General features: G+C 59.2%; 13 protein-coding genes and 3 pseudogenes. 14 read left to right on the top strand and 2 right to left on the bottom strand.

Annotation, left to right across the window (positions count from 1 at the left end; all coding sequences use genetic code 11):
- Window positions 1–440 precede the first annotated feature (440 nt).
- A pseudogene (locus LPU83_RS67875) lies at window positions 441–750 on the bottom strand (efflux RND transporter periplasmic adaptor subunit); the annotation flags it as partial.
- A 182-nt stretch (window positions 751–932) separates the two neighbouring features.
- Here LPU83_RS67875 and LPU83_RS67870 point away from each other — a divergent pair.
- The 9 genes and pseudogenes from LPU83_RS67870 to LPU83_RS67830 form a co-directional block, all read left to right on the top strand.
- Window positions 933–1619: a TetR/AcrR family transcriptional regulator gene (locus LPU83_RS67870; protein WP_024317112.1), complete on the top strand. Its 687-nt coding sequence runs from the start codon at window positions 933–935 to the stop codon at window positions 1617–1619.
- A gap of 131 nt (window positions 1620–1750) precedes the next feature.
- Window positions 1751–2200, top strand: a complete 450-nt coding sequence (locus LPU83_RS67865) for a hypothetical protein (RefSeq protein ID WP_024317111.1) — start codon at window positions 1751–1753, stop codon at window positions 2198–2200.
- An 808-nt stretch (window positions 2201–3008) separates the two neighbouring features.
- Window positions 3009–3380: a formate/nitrite transporter family protein gene (locus tag LPU83_RS67860; RefSeq protein WP_024317110.1), complete on the top strand. Its 372-nt coding sequence runs from the start codon at window positions 3009–3011 to the stop codon at window positions 3378–3380.
- 8 nt (window positions 3381–3388) lie between these two features.
- Window positions 3389–4534 carry an HlyD family secretion protein gene (locus tag LPU83_RS67855; protein WP_024317109.1) on the top strand — a complete coding sequence of 382 codons (1146 nt, stop codon included), beginning with the start codon at window positions 3389–3391 and terminating at the stop codon, window positions 4532–4534.
- Window positions 4531–6153, top strand: a complete 1623-nt coding sequence (locus LPU83_RS67850) for an MFS transporter (protein ID WP_024317108.1) — start codon at window positions 4531–4533, stop codon at window positions 6151–6153. Before LPU83_RS67855 ends, LPU83_RS67850 begins: the two co-directional genes overlap by 4 nt.
- Window positions 6154–6346: 193 nt before the next feature.
- Entirely contained in the window at window positions 6347–7930 is a 1584-nt protein-coding gene (locus tag LPU83_RS67845) for a sensor histidine kinase (RefSeq protein ID WP_029710269.1), read from the top strand.
- A complete protein-coding gene (locus LPU83_RS67840) occupies window positions 7923–8579 on the top strand; it encodes a response regulator transcription factor (RefSeq protein WP_024317106.1) in 657 nt (218 codons plus the stop codon). The genes LPU83_RS67845 and LPU83_RS67840 overlap by 8 nt, the downstream gene beginning before the upstream one ends.
- Window positions 8580–8647: 68 nt before the next feature.
- Window positions 8648–9016 (top strand): response regulator transcription factor, encoded by a 369-nt coding sequence (locus LPU83_RS67835; RefSeq protein ID WP_024317105.1) that lies wholly within the window; start codon window positions 8648–8650, stop codon window positions 9014–9016.
- A gap of 230 nt (window positions 9017–9246) precedes the next feature.
- Window positions 9247–9420, top strand: a pseudogene (locus tag LPU83_RS67830) (aromatic amino acid aminotransferase); the annotation flags it as partial.
- A gap of 188 nt (window positions 9421–9608) precedes the next feature.
- On the opposite strand, the gene LPU83_RS67825 reads toward LPU83_RS67830, so the two are convergent.
- Window positions 9609–10178, bottom strand: coding sequence for a hypothetical protein (locus LPU83_RS67825; RefSeq protein ID WP_029710268.1), 570 nt, complete (start codon window positions 10176–10178; stop codon window positions 9609–9611).
- 562 nt (window positions 10179–10740) lie between these two features.
- On the opposite strand from LPU83_RS67825, the gene LPU83_RS74885 reads away from it, so the two are divergent.
- The 5 genes and pseudogenes from LPU83_RS74885 to LPU83_RS67800 all read left to right on the top strand — a co-directional run bounded on the left by LPU83_RS74885 (window position 10741) and on the right by LPU83_RS67800 (window position 15442).
- Window positions 10741–11277, top strand: a complete 537-nt coding sequence (locus tag LPU83_RS74885; RefSeq protein ID WP_374046182.1) for a lytic transglycosylase domain-containing protein — start codon at window positions 10741–10743, stop codon at window positions 11275–11277.
- A gap of 18 nt (window positions 11278–11295) precedes the next feature.
- Entirely contained in the window at window positions 11296–11634 is a 339-nt protein-coding gene (locus LPU83_RS67815) for a TrbC/VirB2 family type IV secretion system protein (protein WP_024317101.1), read from the top strand.
- 3 nt (window positions 11635–11637) lie between these two features.
- Complete coding sequence (locus LPU83_RS67810) at window positions 11638–11937, top strand: VirB3 family type IV secretion system protein (protein WP_024317100.1); 300 nt, start codon at window positions 11638–11640, stop codon at window positions 11935–11937.
- Window positions 11938–11940: 3 nt separating this feature from the next.
- A complete protein-coding gene (locus LPU83_RS67805; protein ID WP_024317099.1) occupies window positions 11941–14355 on the top strand; it encodes a VirB4 family type IV secretion/conjugal transfer ATPase in 2415 nt (804 codons plus the stop codon).
- Window positions 14352–15442, top strand: a pseudogene (locus LPU83_RS67800) (lytic transglycosylase domain-containing protein). Before LPU83_RS67805 ends, LPU83_RS67800 begins: the two are co-directional and overlap by 4 nt.
- Window positions 15443–15446: the final 4 nt, after the last annotated feature.

The following is a 15446-nucleotide window of genomic DNA, read 5'->3' as shown; positions in this document are numbered from 1 at the left end:
TGGGGCCTCGGTGAGGCATGGAACCCGCTTCCGGATGGCGGCGATCGACGAACAGGAATGGTCTACATGTGCGGGCACCGGGTACGATCTGCTGCGCGACGGCGAGGACCAGTTTCGCGCGAGTTCCGCTTTCGAACCTTGCGGCCACTTTAGGCTGGAACAGCAAGAAGCTCAGGCTTCTTCTCGAGGAATCGCTCATCGACCCAGCGTTCACGTCAAGTGAAATGGCCTTCTATCGGCGGCTTGATGTCTTACACCTTTTCCCGTCCGAGTAGTTGGAAATGTCGAGAAGCCGGATTTCGATCCGGCTTTTTCTTTGCCTTCGATCTTTGGCCAGTTTTAGCTTCAAGAATGGCCATTTCTCGATCGAATTTCCCTTCGGGATGCAGAAAATCAATTATTTACAGTCGAATTGGCCACTACCAAGGTCGTTTTCTCACCAGCGCGGCGCGGGCGACACTCACGTCCGCCTGTTGTTCCGTGTCGTTGAGCCTTGCAAGCACGTCGCCGGCGTGGACGTGCGATCCGACGTCGACCTTTCTCTCGAGAACTCGAGCTGACGCGAAAAGAGAGTTCTGTCTGGACCCGTGCCTTCACATCGCCGGTGATTTCCGCACCCGGTTGATACTGAGCCGCCGACGCCGCAACAACGCGGACCTGCTGCGGCGGCGGCACCACTTCAGCTTTGTCTTCGCAGGCAGCCAGAACTGCGCAGGCGAGACCAATTCCCAGCAATCGAAAGGACTGCATGTTTTGCTCCGGTGGGGTTGTGACCAAAAGAGAGCCGGTTCGCCGCAGTCTTCAATCTGATGCGAAATAAGGGGCGGTTGGCGATGTTGACAACGCCCACTTAAACGGTTGGAGTGGGCAATGCCAACATCGCTTAAGTAAAAATGTTGACAAGAGCAACTTCAGCACCTAAACGGACGGATATGACCCAAGACATTTCCACGACAGAGCAGCGCCCCTACCACCATGGTGACCTGCACAGGGCGATCGTACGTGCCGCACTCGATGTTCTCAGCGAATCCCAAAGCACGGAGTTTTCGCTTCGGGAGCTCGCCCGTCGAGCGGGCGTCAGCCATAACGCCCCGTACAAACACTTCGCCGACAAGCGTGAATTGCTGGCGGCCGTCTCGGCGGTAGGGTTCGAGCTCCTCGCAAAAAAGATGACCGACGCGACGAAGAAACTCGACAGTCCGCGCGAGCGGCTGGCAGCCATGGCGCGCGCGTATGTTTGCGGCGGCGTCAACAATCCTGCGCTCTACAGATTGATGTTCGGTGGCTATCTTGCCGGTCAGGATAATGGGCGCCCTGCGATCGAAAGAACCGCGGCGAACAACATGAAAGCCCAAATTGTAGACGCGATATGCGACGGCGCGCTCGGGCGTCTCATTCCAAACACCGCGGCAAACACACGTACGATTGACGGGGCCATTCTAATATTTTGGTCGCAAATGCACGGACTCACTTTGCTGCTGGTAGACGGCCTCGTCGGCCCCAGCGACAGGATAGAGGAGCTGACCGAAAACGTCTTGCAAGGCATGCTCGACGGATTGGCGAATTGTATCCCCACGGTACCAGAGGGCGTTTGGATAGGTCCTCCGCCTGCCAAGTAGGACGTCCCAAGCCTCCCGATCGGCGACCTGCTGACATTTCGACGAGCGAGCTTGGATATTGGAGCTGGTCGGGCAACCGCTCTGTCATTTACGTGGTGCGCGCGCCGTCTCGTTCCGAGAGGAGAATTCTCATGGACGCCTACATCTCTGCTCTGATGGGTCTCGCCGGCATTGCGATTGGCAGCCTGACCTCGTTTGCTACCACGTGGATGACGCATCGATCACAGGTGAGGGAAAAACATCGGGAGCTCGAGGCTGCCAAGCGCGAAAAGCTGTTTTCGGATTTCATCGCCGAAGCCACCCGGCTCTATGGTGATGCAATAAGCCACCAGAAGGACGACGTCTCTGACCTCGTGCTGCTTTACGCATTGGTCGCCCAGATGCGTCTGATCTCATCCCGTCCGGTCGTGGATGCAGCCGAGCTGGCGATGGCAAGGATCGTCGAAACCTATCTGACACCCAATCGCTCGCTCTCTGAAATCCGGGATCTTGCCCGTTCCGGCGCGATGAACTTTCTCCTCGATTTTGGCGAGGCTTGCCGGACAGAATTGGCGGCAGGGCACCTATCTACTCGGCGATAGGATTTTACCGAACTCGGTAGCAAAGCTACCACCAGCCACATTCCTCCCAGCAATTTACCTCCAGCCCATGGGCACGACGCAGAGTATGGCCGCCCAAGGTTATTCTCACGCGCCCACCGGTCGGAAACGTTCATCGATAGACGAGCGCGCAGATGGACCGAGATTGCCTGGTGGTATAGGCGGGACCATACCTAAGTGTAGTTACGCAATCTCCCCGATAGGCCTACCTTTTCTCTATCGCCTCAACCCCTCGATGAGGCGGGTAGCATCCTCCCAGCTACCGGGCTTCGGTGTCCCTCCCCTCCGCCGAGGCCGCGGATCCTCCCAAGGTCCGCCTAGGCCGTCTCCATCTGCCCGGAGACGGCCTACTTTTTATAAGAGCCGGAGGCTTTGGCCCCTGCAAGAAACCACGGCATCATCAACAATCCTTTCCAAATATCGGGCATAACTCCCCCAGGCCGCAGGATTTTGGCGATCAGCATGCTTGCGAGCTCACGATCGCGACAATCCGTTTTGCCACCCACGTCCATGTGAGGCAGTGGACTGCCAGATCGAGGCAGCGTCTCCAATTTTCGTTACCGACGGAACCGGGGTCATTCTTTCCAGGCCTCCTTGCCCGGGAAGGAGCGCGAATGAGATCGCGAGCTGCGCCCTGTGTCCTTTGCTTGCAGTCGTCCCGCGTGCCAATCCTACACCACTCATCACCTACACCTACGTATGATTCACCGCAGTAGTCCGTTCGACTAGACTCCTTGCATCAACCAGCGACGCGCTCGGCTCGGTCCGGGCAGGATGCGAGGATCTCGTCATGTACCAGGATTCCGTCACCAACCTTGCCCGCTTGGGTGAATGCAACGCACCCATGGTCCGCACCCTGTTCTTCGCGTTCCTGATAGGAGCGGCGATGGCGGGCGCCTATATCGGCTTCGGCGACATTCTGACGTTCCCCGCCGGTGTGCATGTCGATCCTGCCACCTTCTCCATGAGGCTGATTGGCGATTATCCCGCAAATATCACTGTTGCCGGCGCTCTTCACAATCTGGTCTGGATCACCAATCTGATCGGCGGCACGGCCTTCATGGCCTTGGGCAGGGCGCAGTTCCACAACAGCTGGCACGTTTCGGTCGTGCCCGCTCCCATAGCCGTCCGGGCAAAGATTTCCGCCAACACAAACGAGTGAGGCTCGTCATGGACGACCCACTCAATATCACAAACCTCAGCCCACCGCCGGCCAGTCTCGCGCCGGCCGGGGAGGCTTTCGCCCCTAGCCCGCAGCCTTCGACGGCCACGGCGACAATCAGACGGCTCGCCATTCCGGCCCTGGCAATCGCGGTCGTCTGCGCCAGCATGGCACTGGTCATGGCAGACTGGAACCGATGGGTGGCCGGTGCTGCCCGGCAATCGACAGACGATGCGGTGATTAATGCTGATGTCTCCACTCTCAGCGCGCAGGTTAGCGGCACGGTACGAAGCACGCCGGTTGGAGACTATCAGCGGGTCACGAAAGGCCAGTTGCTCGGTGAAATCGATCCCCGCGAGTATGACGCCGCCGTCGAGGTGGCGAAAGCAAACCTGGCATCCGCCAACGCCTCGCTCGCAAATCTTGCGAACCAAGTCGCGTTGCAGAAGGCTGTCGTGCAGGCAGCCGAAGCGCAGAACGCATCCGCGCTTGCCCAGCAAACACAGACTGAGCTTGAGTTTCACCGGCAGACAAATCTTGGAGATGCCACGTCGCAGCAGCTGCTGCAGCAGGCACAATCGGCCTATCTCCAGGCCCAGGCTGCCGTCAAATCGACCGCAGCCGCCATCGAGCAACAGAAAGCGCAGTTGAAGGTTCTTGATGGACAGGATCCGTTGTTGCGCGCTGAGGTTAGCGCCGCACAGGGAAATCTGGACACAGCTCTGATCCGCCAGGGATACACCCGCATCTCAGCACCCTTCGATGGTGTCGTTGGCCGCAAGCTCGTCCACGAAGGCGATTTTGTCGCCGCCGGCACCAGCGTCATTTCGGAGGTGCCCCTTCCGAGCGTCTACGTGACGGCAAACTTCAAGGAGACACAGCTTGCCCGTATGACCCCAGGCCGTGCGGCACAGGTCACCATTGATACATTTCCCGGCCAGACGCTTTCTGGAAAGGTCTCCCGGCTGTCGCCGGCAAGCGGCTCCATTTTCGCGCTTTTGCCGCCTGACAATGCCACCGGCAATTATACCAAGGTCGTGCAGCGCATTCCTGTCAGGATCGATCTCGATCCAGGCCAAACGCTCGCCAATCAGCTCAAGCCGGGAATGTCGGCTGTCGTAAGCGTCGATACAGCGGCGGACGCAAAGCCGTGAGCGCCGCAGCCAGCGCCTTTGGTCCGGTGACGAGTGGCACGACAGCCAGCCGCCCTCACCTGATCGTCGCGGCGCTGCTGTTGGCATCCTTCGTCGTTGGTTTCGACACCAGGGTCTTTACTGTCGGCCTTCCAGACCTGCGGGGCGCCTATTCATTGGGGGCCGACGAGGCCTCCTGGCTGAACACCATTGCCAACGCACCGCAGATCCTCATCTCGTCAGCGGTGGCATGGCTTGCCACAGTGTTTGGCGTCCGCCGGGTGATGATCCCTTCGAGCCTTGTCTACGCCTGCATCTCGTTTGCAATCCCGCTGCTCCATGACGGGACGGCGCTCTATGCGCTTCATGCTGTGCGGGCGCTGCTGCTCGGCGTCTTCATCCCGGCAACGATCATGGTGATCTTCCGGAACCTCGACATGAGATACTGGCTGGTCGGAATTGCGATTTACGCGCTTCGCCTTCCGTTGTCGCAAAACCTCGGCTTCGTGCTTGTCGGGGTTTATGGGGACTACCTCGGTTGGCAATGGCTCTATTGGCAGGACGTGATCGTCGCGCCACTTATTGCGCTCTTGCTGATCGTTGCGGCTCCCAAGGAGGAGATCAACGTCAGCTTGCTTGCGACTGCCGATTGGGGCGGAATGCTGTTGCTCGGTTCATCGATGACGATGCTCTATATCGCTCTTGACCAGGGAAACCGGCTCGATTGGTTCCAGTCAGGCATCATCAATTCGCTTCTTGCCGGCGGCGCAATCCTTGTCATCGGATTTTTCATCAACGAGAGCGTGGTAAAACTCCCCTGGGCGCATGCCAGCGTCATCCTGTCGCGTAACATCGGGCTCGGCTACGCCGTTATTATCGCCTTCACATTCTCCAGCTCCGGCGGTTCGATCGTCATCCCGGCGTTCCTGCAAAACGGCGTCGGGTTGCGACCCATTGCGATTTCAGAACTTTATGTCGTCGGTGCCGTAATCCCGGTCTTTGTCTTCATCACCCTGGCCGTCTATCTGCAGCGTCGGGTGGACTCGAGATTGTGCATGCTCATCGGTCTGGTGGCGATGGCGCTCGGTTCTCTCATTGGTTCCAGGCTGACGATTGAATGGTCTCCATGGAACTTCCTGCCCGTCGTTTTCCTGTTTACCGCGGGCCAGTCGTTCACCTTCTTCTCAACTGTCGTCTACCTCTTGGCAAACACCGATCCAAAGCGGGCAACCGCGGCGTCCGCCTATATCCAGGTCATCCGTCTTGGAAGTGCTGAGCTGGCTGTCAGTGTGCTGAGCACCTGGCTGCGGCAACGCGAGCAGTTTCACTCCAACATACTGACTGGCCCCATTACGGCCTCTTCACGAGATTTTCATGGCGTGATGGCCAGGCTGGAGACGCTGTTCGGTGCCTCGTCGCGGGGAAGCCTGGAAGCATTGTCGACCGTTGCGACACACGTGCGAGCGCAGGCCTATGTGCTTGCCTATTCCGATGGCTTTATCCTGTCGTTTTGCTTCGCCGTCGTTGGTTTGGGGCTGGTCACACTGATGGGCGCGATGCCGTTCGGCCCACTCCACCCAGACTTTCATCATAAGGGGCCTGCAGCAGGGACCCCAGTTGCACAGAGCAAGGCCGCTTGATCGACAAGCGACCATCATGCTTGCCGGTCAGCGGCGATATCGGAGCAAAGTCACACGATCGTCCAAGACGAAGCATGGCGTTCGACCCCAGGCTTGTGGCTGCCCGGCAAAAGCCAGTCCGACTCACACCTATGTATAGGTTAGACTGGGCCAGGAAGAAGGTATGGTTTCGGCAACATCGGCTGGGGGAACAATGTCTACAGCGTCAACGATATTTCGCTTTCGCGATGTCGGAGGATCAGGCCACAATCTGGCTTTCGGCCTCATTGCCGTCGCGCTTGCAGCCGCGGTCTTTTACGTTGATACCTATACGGACATCGAGGGCGCCGTCGCGGTTCTCTATGTCGTCACCATGTTGCTTGCCGCCCAAGCGACCACGCGCACCGGCCTGCTTGTCATCGCTGCCGTTTGCGCTGCCCTCACGCTTCTTTCCTACGCCACCACGCATAGGAACGATGCAGACCTTCAATCAACCATCCGCCTGATTGTGGCGCTTGCTGCGCTGTTCGTTACGACCATGCTGCTCCTGAAAACGGAGAGCGCCCGCCTCGCGCTCCTTTCGATCAACTCCGCGCTGAAGGACAGCGAGGCCAGATACCGGTCGATTTTCGACCGCACGCGCGTGGCCCTTTGGGAGCGAGACTATTCGAAGCTGCGCAGCTATCTGATGGATATCAGGGCGCAGGGCATCACCGATATCAAGGCGCATGCGCGCATTAATCCGGCCGTCGTCCATCATTGCGTCGGTCTCATCGAAGTGGTCGCGGCGAACGAAGCGGCACGCGAACTGCTGGGACCTCAGTCGGCGGCGGTCGGCACGCTGCGCCGGTCCGCCCTCCCCGGGCAAGAGAAATTCCTTGACGTGCTTCAGGCGATCATGGACGACGCAAGGGTGTTCGAAGACAAGGTCGAGGCACGGGCGGACAACGGCGAAGACAAGCTCGTGCTGCTCAGCATCAGCTTTCCCGAGGATCCGGCCGCCTTCAACCGCGTTGTTGTCAGCATGGTCGACATCACCCAGCGCGAAATGGCCCTGAAGGCCATAGCCGAAGCGCAGGCGGAGCTGACAAAGGCATCAAAGGCCGCGACGGTCGGCGCGATGTCGGCATCGCTTGCGCACGAGCTCAACCAGCCGCTCGGCGCGATCGTCGTCAATTCGCAAACGCTGCTGAGGTGGCTTGACCGCGACCCACCGGATCTCATCGCCGTGCGCCGCTCGGCCGAAAGAATGATCCGCGACAGCCAGCGGGCGAGCGAGATCATCCAGAATACACGCAGCCTGCTTTCTCCTTCGAGCAACAAGCTCGAGAACGTCAGCCTGGATAGGCTGATCGACGAGACGATGGCGTTGATGGAGCACGAGCTACAGCGCAGTGGCACGACCGTGCTTGTCGACCGGATGCCTGACATTCCGCCTGTCTCGGCCGTGAAGATCGAGTTGCAGCAGGTGCTGATCAATCTCATGACCAACGCTATCCAGGCGATGGACGAGGCCGGCAGTGCACAGCGGATCATTGAGATAGCGATGGAGCGGCCGGATATCGACCATGTGAGTATTGCCGTGCGTGACTCCGGACCCGGGATCACCGAAGATGCGAAGGCCAAGCTGTTTGCCCCGTTTTTCACGACGAAGGTGACCGGCATGGGCATGGGCCTGTCAATCTGCCGCAGCACACTGGAGGCCCGTGGTGGAAAGCTCGATGGAACCAATCATCCCGAAGGTGGCGCGATCTTCGAAATGCGCCTTCTGATAAAGCCGGAGGTGGAACATGGCTGAGACACGCAAGTCACAAAAGGAAGCGCCCGGACCTGTGGTCTTCATCGTCGATGACGACCTCTCGATGCGAGAAGCGCTCACGGACCTGTTCCGCTCGATGAAATTCGACGCGCAGGCATTCGACAGCGCGACGGCCTTCATGGAGGCCGCAAACGTCGATCGCCCCGGCTGCATTCTCCTCGATGTGCGCTTGCCTGGTGTCAGCGGTCTGGAATTCCAGACGCAACTGGAGCGCATCGGCAGCAAGATGCCCGTTGTCTTCATGACCGGATTCGGGGACATTCCGATGAGCGTGCGGGCAATGAAAGCCGGCGCCGTCGACTTTTTGACCAAGCCCTTCAAGGATCAGGATATTCTCGACGCGGTGGCAACGGCGATCGCGCGCGATGCCGTGCGCCGACGCCAGAATGCGCAGAGCGAAGCCGTTGCCTCGCTTGCGGGAAGCCTGACACCGCGTGAGCGCGAAGTCATGGAAGCGGTGGTCAGGGGGCTGATGAACAAGCAGATCGCCTATGAGCTCGGCATCAGCGAGGTCACAGTGAAACTGCACCGCGGCAATGTGATGCGGAAAATGGACGTTCGCTCGGTGGCCGAGCTTGTGAGGAAGGCCGAAATGCTGGGCGATGGCGTACGACCACCTGTATCTTAGTATGGTATCTTTGAAGCGGGCATGAGCGCATAACAAGACTTCGAAAGCAGTCAAAAAAGGTCGTTTCATTGCCCCCAGTCCCTACCATAGCCGTCGTAGACGACGACCAGGCTATCCGTGAAGCCATGGATGATCTCGTCAAGTCCTGCGGTTACGAGTGCCAGGTGTTCGCCTCGGCGGAAGAGTTTCTCGCCTTCGAACCGCGATCGATAATCGATTGCATGCTCGTCGATGTGAAGATGCCCGGTCTCAGTGGGATCGAGCTGCAGGCTGAATTGAACAAGCATTCGCAGCGCCCCCCGATGATCTTTGTCACCTCCTACAAGGATGAACGGACGCGCAGCGCGGCGATGAACGCGGGTGCATTCGCTTTTCTTGGAAAGCCTGTCGATATCGAAAAGCTGATCGGTTGCCTGGAGTCGGCGCTCGGGCACTGAGAGGTGAAGGGCAATTGAAATTGCCGTGATTGCGCTCGGGAATACCACAGCGCGCCACATCATCGTCAATCGGCACGGCCCACCAGAGCGAAGCGAACCGCACGATCAGGAATTCGGCGCTTCGCCAATGCATGCATCTCCTGACCGACACCGTCTGGGAAAGCGACCTTCTGTTTGGCCGGCTACAGGCGTGTCCCGAAAGCAACGCGCGCAAGGAGACAAGACGATGTTCCTCGCGCTTCGACTTCATCGCCGACCACCGCGGCATGTTCTCGCGCCTCGCCCTGACCGAAGCGCAGGTCGACCGCCTGCGAGACGAGTTCGGGATCTACATGGTCGGCGATTCCCGCTTCAACGTCGCGGGCCTCAAGGAAGGCCGGCTCGACGACCTCGCCGGAGCGATCCGGCCGACCAACTACGAGACGGGTCCTTCCGGCAGCGGCTCGCAGGTGCGGACGTCAATGATCGGCTCGTCCCGGTATGAGGCGTGCGTTCTCTGATCGTTCTTAGCGAGAACGGTTGGCGTCTCGGCATGGGCAGCCCGCGTGACGGCGAGCCAAACGATACTAGCCAGGAATATGAGCCGGCCCCTTCATTGCCCTTGCACCCTCGGATCGGCCCACATCCCGAAGCCGCCACGTCCGATCTTCTCCGCATCGCCAAGATCGGGCCGCATTAGCGATCCGCCCGGCTTTTTCGCGAGCCTCAGTGCGCCGAGCGAAACGAGCTGTTCCTCAAGGTTTGCGACAGTGTCGAGCGTGCCTGGAATATTGTAATAGCCAAAACAGGTGACATCCTGGCTCGGCGCATGCTCTTCCGAGACAAAGGCACGGCAGAACAGCACCTTGGGGTTCTTCAGCAGGATCTCGAGCTGGGTCCGCGCGAAGTCCTCACAGCGGCCGGCGAAATTCTCTTCGCGATTTACCATTTCGCCGGCGCACGGTTCGACGCCATAGAGATGCAGCCTAACCTTATCGTCAACGCGGATGTCGGTCGGCGACGCGGCTTTAAAACCGCTGGCCGACGCAAAACCCTGTCGGCCGACGACCTTCCGATTGCCGTCGTAGTACTCGATGACCAGGACCGTCTTCCCAGGCGCTGCAAGCGATTTCACATAGACCTCGTCGACCACCCCCGCAGCTGAAGCGGGCGATGACGGCATCGCCGGCACGACCAAAGCCAGGCTGCAAGCCCACCTTCGGAACTTCACTAAATTCGTAATCATTGAAGCTCTCGCTCAAAAGTTTCTTTTCGGGCTTCCACAATCCGCATTTTCGATGTAGCAGATAACGTATTGAGTTATTGTTTTGGGTTAGGCTAGCGGGTTTCTTAGGAAACGACAACCGTTTTTGTCGAGCGTAGTTCTGGATGAAAGGCGTGCAATGAAGGGCATACTTTTTTCCGCAACGATCATGGCACTGACTGCCGGCACCATGACTGGTATCAGCGCAAACGATCTGAAATCATTTGCTTTTAGCCGTTTTCCAAACGAAAAACGGAACATTGGCACTGCGCTCGATCAAGTTCTCTCACATCTTCATGCGGACGCGAGACAAGAGTTTTCGATGGGGAAAGACGGCATTCTCAGCAACGCAAGTCGCGATCTTTCGTATTACTATATACGTATAGCTGAACCGAACGTCTCTATCGCTCTAGAACGCGAATATGACACGCGACAAGACGAAACCGTCGGCGATGAACATAACGAACTGAGTCATAGTCACTTGTCGACTAGCCGTTGCGGGCCGTCGCCACTTGGCCCGGCAGCTATCCGTGATTTGGTCATCGCCTCGGCGGACAAGCACGGCGTCGACCGAAGCCTTGCAACGGCGATCGCCTGGACCGAAAGCCGGTTCGATCGGATCCGCAACAGCCCGAAAGGCGCGCGCGGCGTCATGCAGTTGATGCCGGCAACCGCGCAGCGTTACGGGGTACGCGACGTTTGCGATCCCGTCTCGAACATCGACGGTGGTGTCCGCTATCTCCGCTCGCTCATTGACCAGTTCGGCAACCCGCTGCTTGCGGCAGCCGCCTACAATGCCGGTGAGCAGCCGATCTACGACCATCACGGTGTGCCGCCCTACCCCGAGACCGTCGCCTATGTCGCAGCCGTCCTCAACTATCAGCTTGGGCTCCAGCCGCTCCGCGTAAAGAGCGCGACGCTGCAGTCGGGCGACGGCGACCGATCATCAACTCGAAGCAACAGCGTCATCGGCGCAACCGCCACGGCAAAGTTCGTTGGCGGCGTGATGCAATTCTAGTGGCATGAGGAGAAGGACATGAAGATTCCCGATACTTTCCGGCAATCCCGGGCGCTCCACATCGTGACAATCTGCTCGCTCGTTGCGACAGCCCAGTTTTTCAGCGCCGATTTGGCGATGGCGCAGCAAACGAGCCAGGCCTTCGCACCACTTCAGGCCGTGATGCAGGCGATCGTCGACTTCATCACCGGACCCTTTGGACGGTTGTGCGCGATCATCGCGGTAATTTCGATGGGCTTCCTCGCCTTTGCCGGTCGCCTCAGCTGGTTCCTCGTGGGCGGCGTTGCACTCGGCATTGGTCTCGTCTTTGGGGGGCCGGGCATTGTCGATGCACTGATATCCGTTGTCGGGCACTAAGTCATGGCCGAGCCCGACCTCACAAAGCCGATCCTCACCCCGTTGATCATCGGTCTGACGCGCTCGCCGACCTTGTGGGGGGTGCCGTACATGGCGGCCATCATCGTCATGGGTCTCACGATCATCGCCTGGCTTGCCACCAACAGGCTGTGGGCGTTGCTGACCGCCCCGATCGCCTATCTGGCTCTTTTCACCCTTTGCACCTGGGACGCTCGTATTCTGGACGTCCTTCAAGTCTCAACACGATTGACGCCGCGAACGCCGAACAAGGTCTTCTGGGGCGGCAATTCCTATGGGCCTTGAACCATGCTGAAGGTCGTGCGCGAAGAGCTCGGTTTCGGCGTCATCGGCGGCCGGGAACGGCCGATGTCGAAACACATCCCCTATCTCAGGCATGTGGCGGATACGGTCGTCAATCTCGCCGATGGCGCGCTGATGAGTGTCATCAAACTCGACGGCCTCTTCTTCCAGACAGAGGACCAGGCCGAGCTCAACATGCGCTCGGCAGTCCAGAACACGATGATCAGGGCGCTCGGATCGAGCCGCTTTTCAATCTGGTCGACGGTGATCCGCCGCCAGATTGATGCCGCTCAGGAGGGCGCGTACGAGGACCCATTCTGTGCTGCTCTTAACCGCCGCTACATGGCAGCACTTGCCCAAAAGCGACTGTTTGCGAACGAACTCTATCTCACCATTGTTCGCTCGGGCATGCGTGGCCCGCTTGCGATCGGCGACAAGCTGCGGCGCCTCCTGGATCGTACAGCGGGCAGCGATTTGCGTGACCAGCAACTGCGCGAAGCGGTCGGCGAGCTCGAGGAGCTGACGGAAAACATTGTGCGCGATCTTCGCAAGTACGGCGCCCGCGCACTCGGCGTCGTCCATCGCGCCGGCGAACCCTATTCGGAGCCGCTGGAGTTCCTGAACACCATTTTGACCTGTGGCATCCCGCGGAAGATGCGCCTGCCCAGGATGGGTATTGCCAACTACGTCGGAGCCTCACGACTGCACTTTTCGAGGCGAACATTACAGGCTCAGGGCGCGACGCCTGACGACAACCGCTATGGCGCGATGCTCTCCATCAAGGAATATCCCCCCTTCACCGGTCCCGGCATGCTCGATGGGCTCCTTCAGGTGAACCACGAGTTCATCCTCACCCAGTCCTTTACGATCGCCGACAAACCGGTGGCCCAAGAGCGCATCACCCGCCTGAAGCGGCAGATCGGCGCGTCCGATGAGGCCGGCAGCGATGTCGAAAACGATATCGATTTCGCGCTGAACAGTCTGCTGAACCAGGAAGCGGTGTTCGGTTTCCATCATCTCTCCCTGCTTTGCCTTTCGCGCGACCTCGACGGCATCAACAAGGTGGTGTCCGAACTCGGCGCCTGCTTGACCGACATGAACATCAACTGGCTGCGCGAAGATCTGAACGCAGAGGCGGCCTTCTGGGCCCAGCTTCCAGGCAACCATGCCTACATCGCCCGAAAAGCGATGTTGTCGAGCGCCAATTTCTCCGGCCTCTCGTCGATGCATAATTTCGCGTCCGGCCAGAGCGAGCGCCTGCACTGGGGAAGTCCCATCACCATCCTGGAGACGACCAGCCAGACGCCCTACTGGTTCAATTTTCATCAGCGCGATATCGGCCATTTCCTGGTGACCGGCCCGACCGGTTCAGGCAAGACCGTGGCGCTGACGTTCCTTCTGGCGCAGGCGTTCCGTGTGCGACCGACGCCTAAGGCGGTATTTTTCGACAAAGACCGGGGTGCTGAAATTTTCATCCGGGCGATCAACGGCACCTATGAGGTGCTCACCCCGGGAACGCAGACCGGTTTTAATCCCTTGCAGCTTGAGAACATCGGCGAGAACCGCGAATTCCTCCTGCGCCTCCTCAAAACGATGCTGCGGCGTGGCGATGGTGGCGATTTCGATCAACAAGAAGAGGACGTGCTCGAGCGCGCCATCGTGCGGCTGATGCAGGAGCCGGCCGCAGAGCGCAATCTTTCCAACCTCTCCGGTCTGCTGACCGGCCGATCGCGAGCTGATCCCAACGATCTGCATTCGCGTCTGAGGCCATGGATAGATGGCGAGAAGGCTTGGCTGTTCAATGCTCGCCATGATGTTCTGTCCTTCTCCGATCGAAACGCCGTCGGCTTCGACATGACAAGCATCCTCGACAATGACGAGGTGCGCACGCCAGCGCTGATGTACATCTACCACCGTCTCGATGAGTTATTCGATGGCGCGCCGGTGATGATCTTCATGGATGAAGGCTGGCGGTTATTGAGGGATCAAACCTTCAGCGACTTCATCATCGACAAGGCGAAGACGATCCGAAAGCTGAACGGCATCGTCGGGTTCGGAACGCAATCGGCCGCCGACATCGTCCGCTCGCCGGCGGCGCATACCCTGATCGAACAATCGGCGACCAATATCCATTTCCCCAATCCCCGGGCGGATGAGGAAAGCTATATCGGCGGGTTCGGTCTGACGGTGAAGGAGTTCAACTTCATCCGTAACACGCCGCCGGAGAAGCGGGCGTTCCTGATCAAGCACGGCCATGACAGCGTGATTGCCAGGCTCGATCTCAGCTCGATGCCTGATCTGATCAAGGTTCTGTCGGGACGGAAGGAAACGATCGAGGAATGCGCGAGCCTGCGCGAGACCCATGGCGATGATGCCGGAGCATGGCTCCCTACCTTTTGTGGCTGGGAGGATGGCACATGAGCCGAGGCCCCCTGCCGGTCTCCGTCCTGACCCTGTTGCTGATCGGCTTTGATGCAGGCGTTGCGATGGCCAACGTCCCCGTGATCGATGGCATCAATCTCGGTGAGCACCAGGAGCGCGACGAGACGACTGATGACATCGAGGATACCGACCACGATCGCCATACGATCCACACCTCGGTGACATGCTCGGTCTACCGGCCGGGCCGCAGCAATGATCCGGTTGGTGCGGCGAGCGCCAATCCTGAAATATCCGGCCTCGTACGGCGCGTCGCCCGCGAGGAACGCGTCGATGAGAACCAGTTCCTCGCGCTGGTCTACCAGGAAAGCCGTTTCAATCCCTGCGCCAAATCCAGTGCCGGCGCCACGGGCCTGGCGCAGCTTATGCCGGGGACGGCGGCCCAGCTCGGCGTCAACGAGAACAATATCGAGGAAAACCTGCGCGGTGGCGCGCGGTACTATAGGCAGCAGTTGCTCCGCTACGACAACAATGTCTCGCTGGCGCTCGCCGCCTACAATGCCGGCCCCGGCAATGTGAACAGGTATGGCGGAATTCCGCCGTTCAAGGAGACGCAGGGCTACGTCCGCAGTATCACGCAGGATTGGCTGCCGGCATTCGGCGGCTCGGACAAATCAGGAATACTCCTCAATTTCGGGGGTGGCGAGATGGCCTATGCCGGAATGCGTTCCGCGACATTGAACGCGATGGGAACCACTGCGGCGACTGGCGACAGCCTTGCCAATGTTTCGAGCTGGTATCAGCAGCTCGGTCAACTTCAGACCGGCACCATCCAGGAGAGCTGGGACCATAATTCCACGGTGCGCAACGCCAATCTCGAGATGATGAACAACTTCATCAAGCTCGGCACGGCGATGGCCGATCTTGTCACACCAGCAATGCCGTGTCCTCGGTCAATCTTTCCAGCTCGTCGCGAAGCACCGCCCATGACGAGGGCGATGAAAAGCCACGGGACGTCACCGGTCTCTGCGACCCGCGCCAGAACCTCGTCTGGAGCGATGCGCACAAGGCCTGCATCGAGAAACGGGAAAACGAGGACCAGGTTGAGCTGATGCTGCAGCCGCAATGATAGG

Origin of the sequence: Rhizobium favelukesii, assembly GCF_000577275.2 — a bacterium.
In the GTDB taxonomy this organism is placed as follows: domain Bacteria; phylum Pseudomonadota; class Alphaproteobacteria; order Rhizobiales; family Rhizobiaceae; genus Rhizobium; species Rhizobium favelukesii.
Note: the sequence above shows the minus strand (reverse complement) of the source record. Positions and strands in the feature narration are given on the sequence as shown.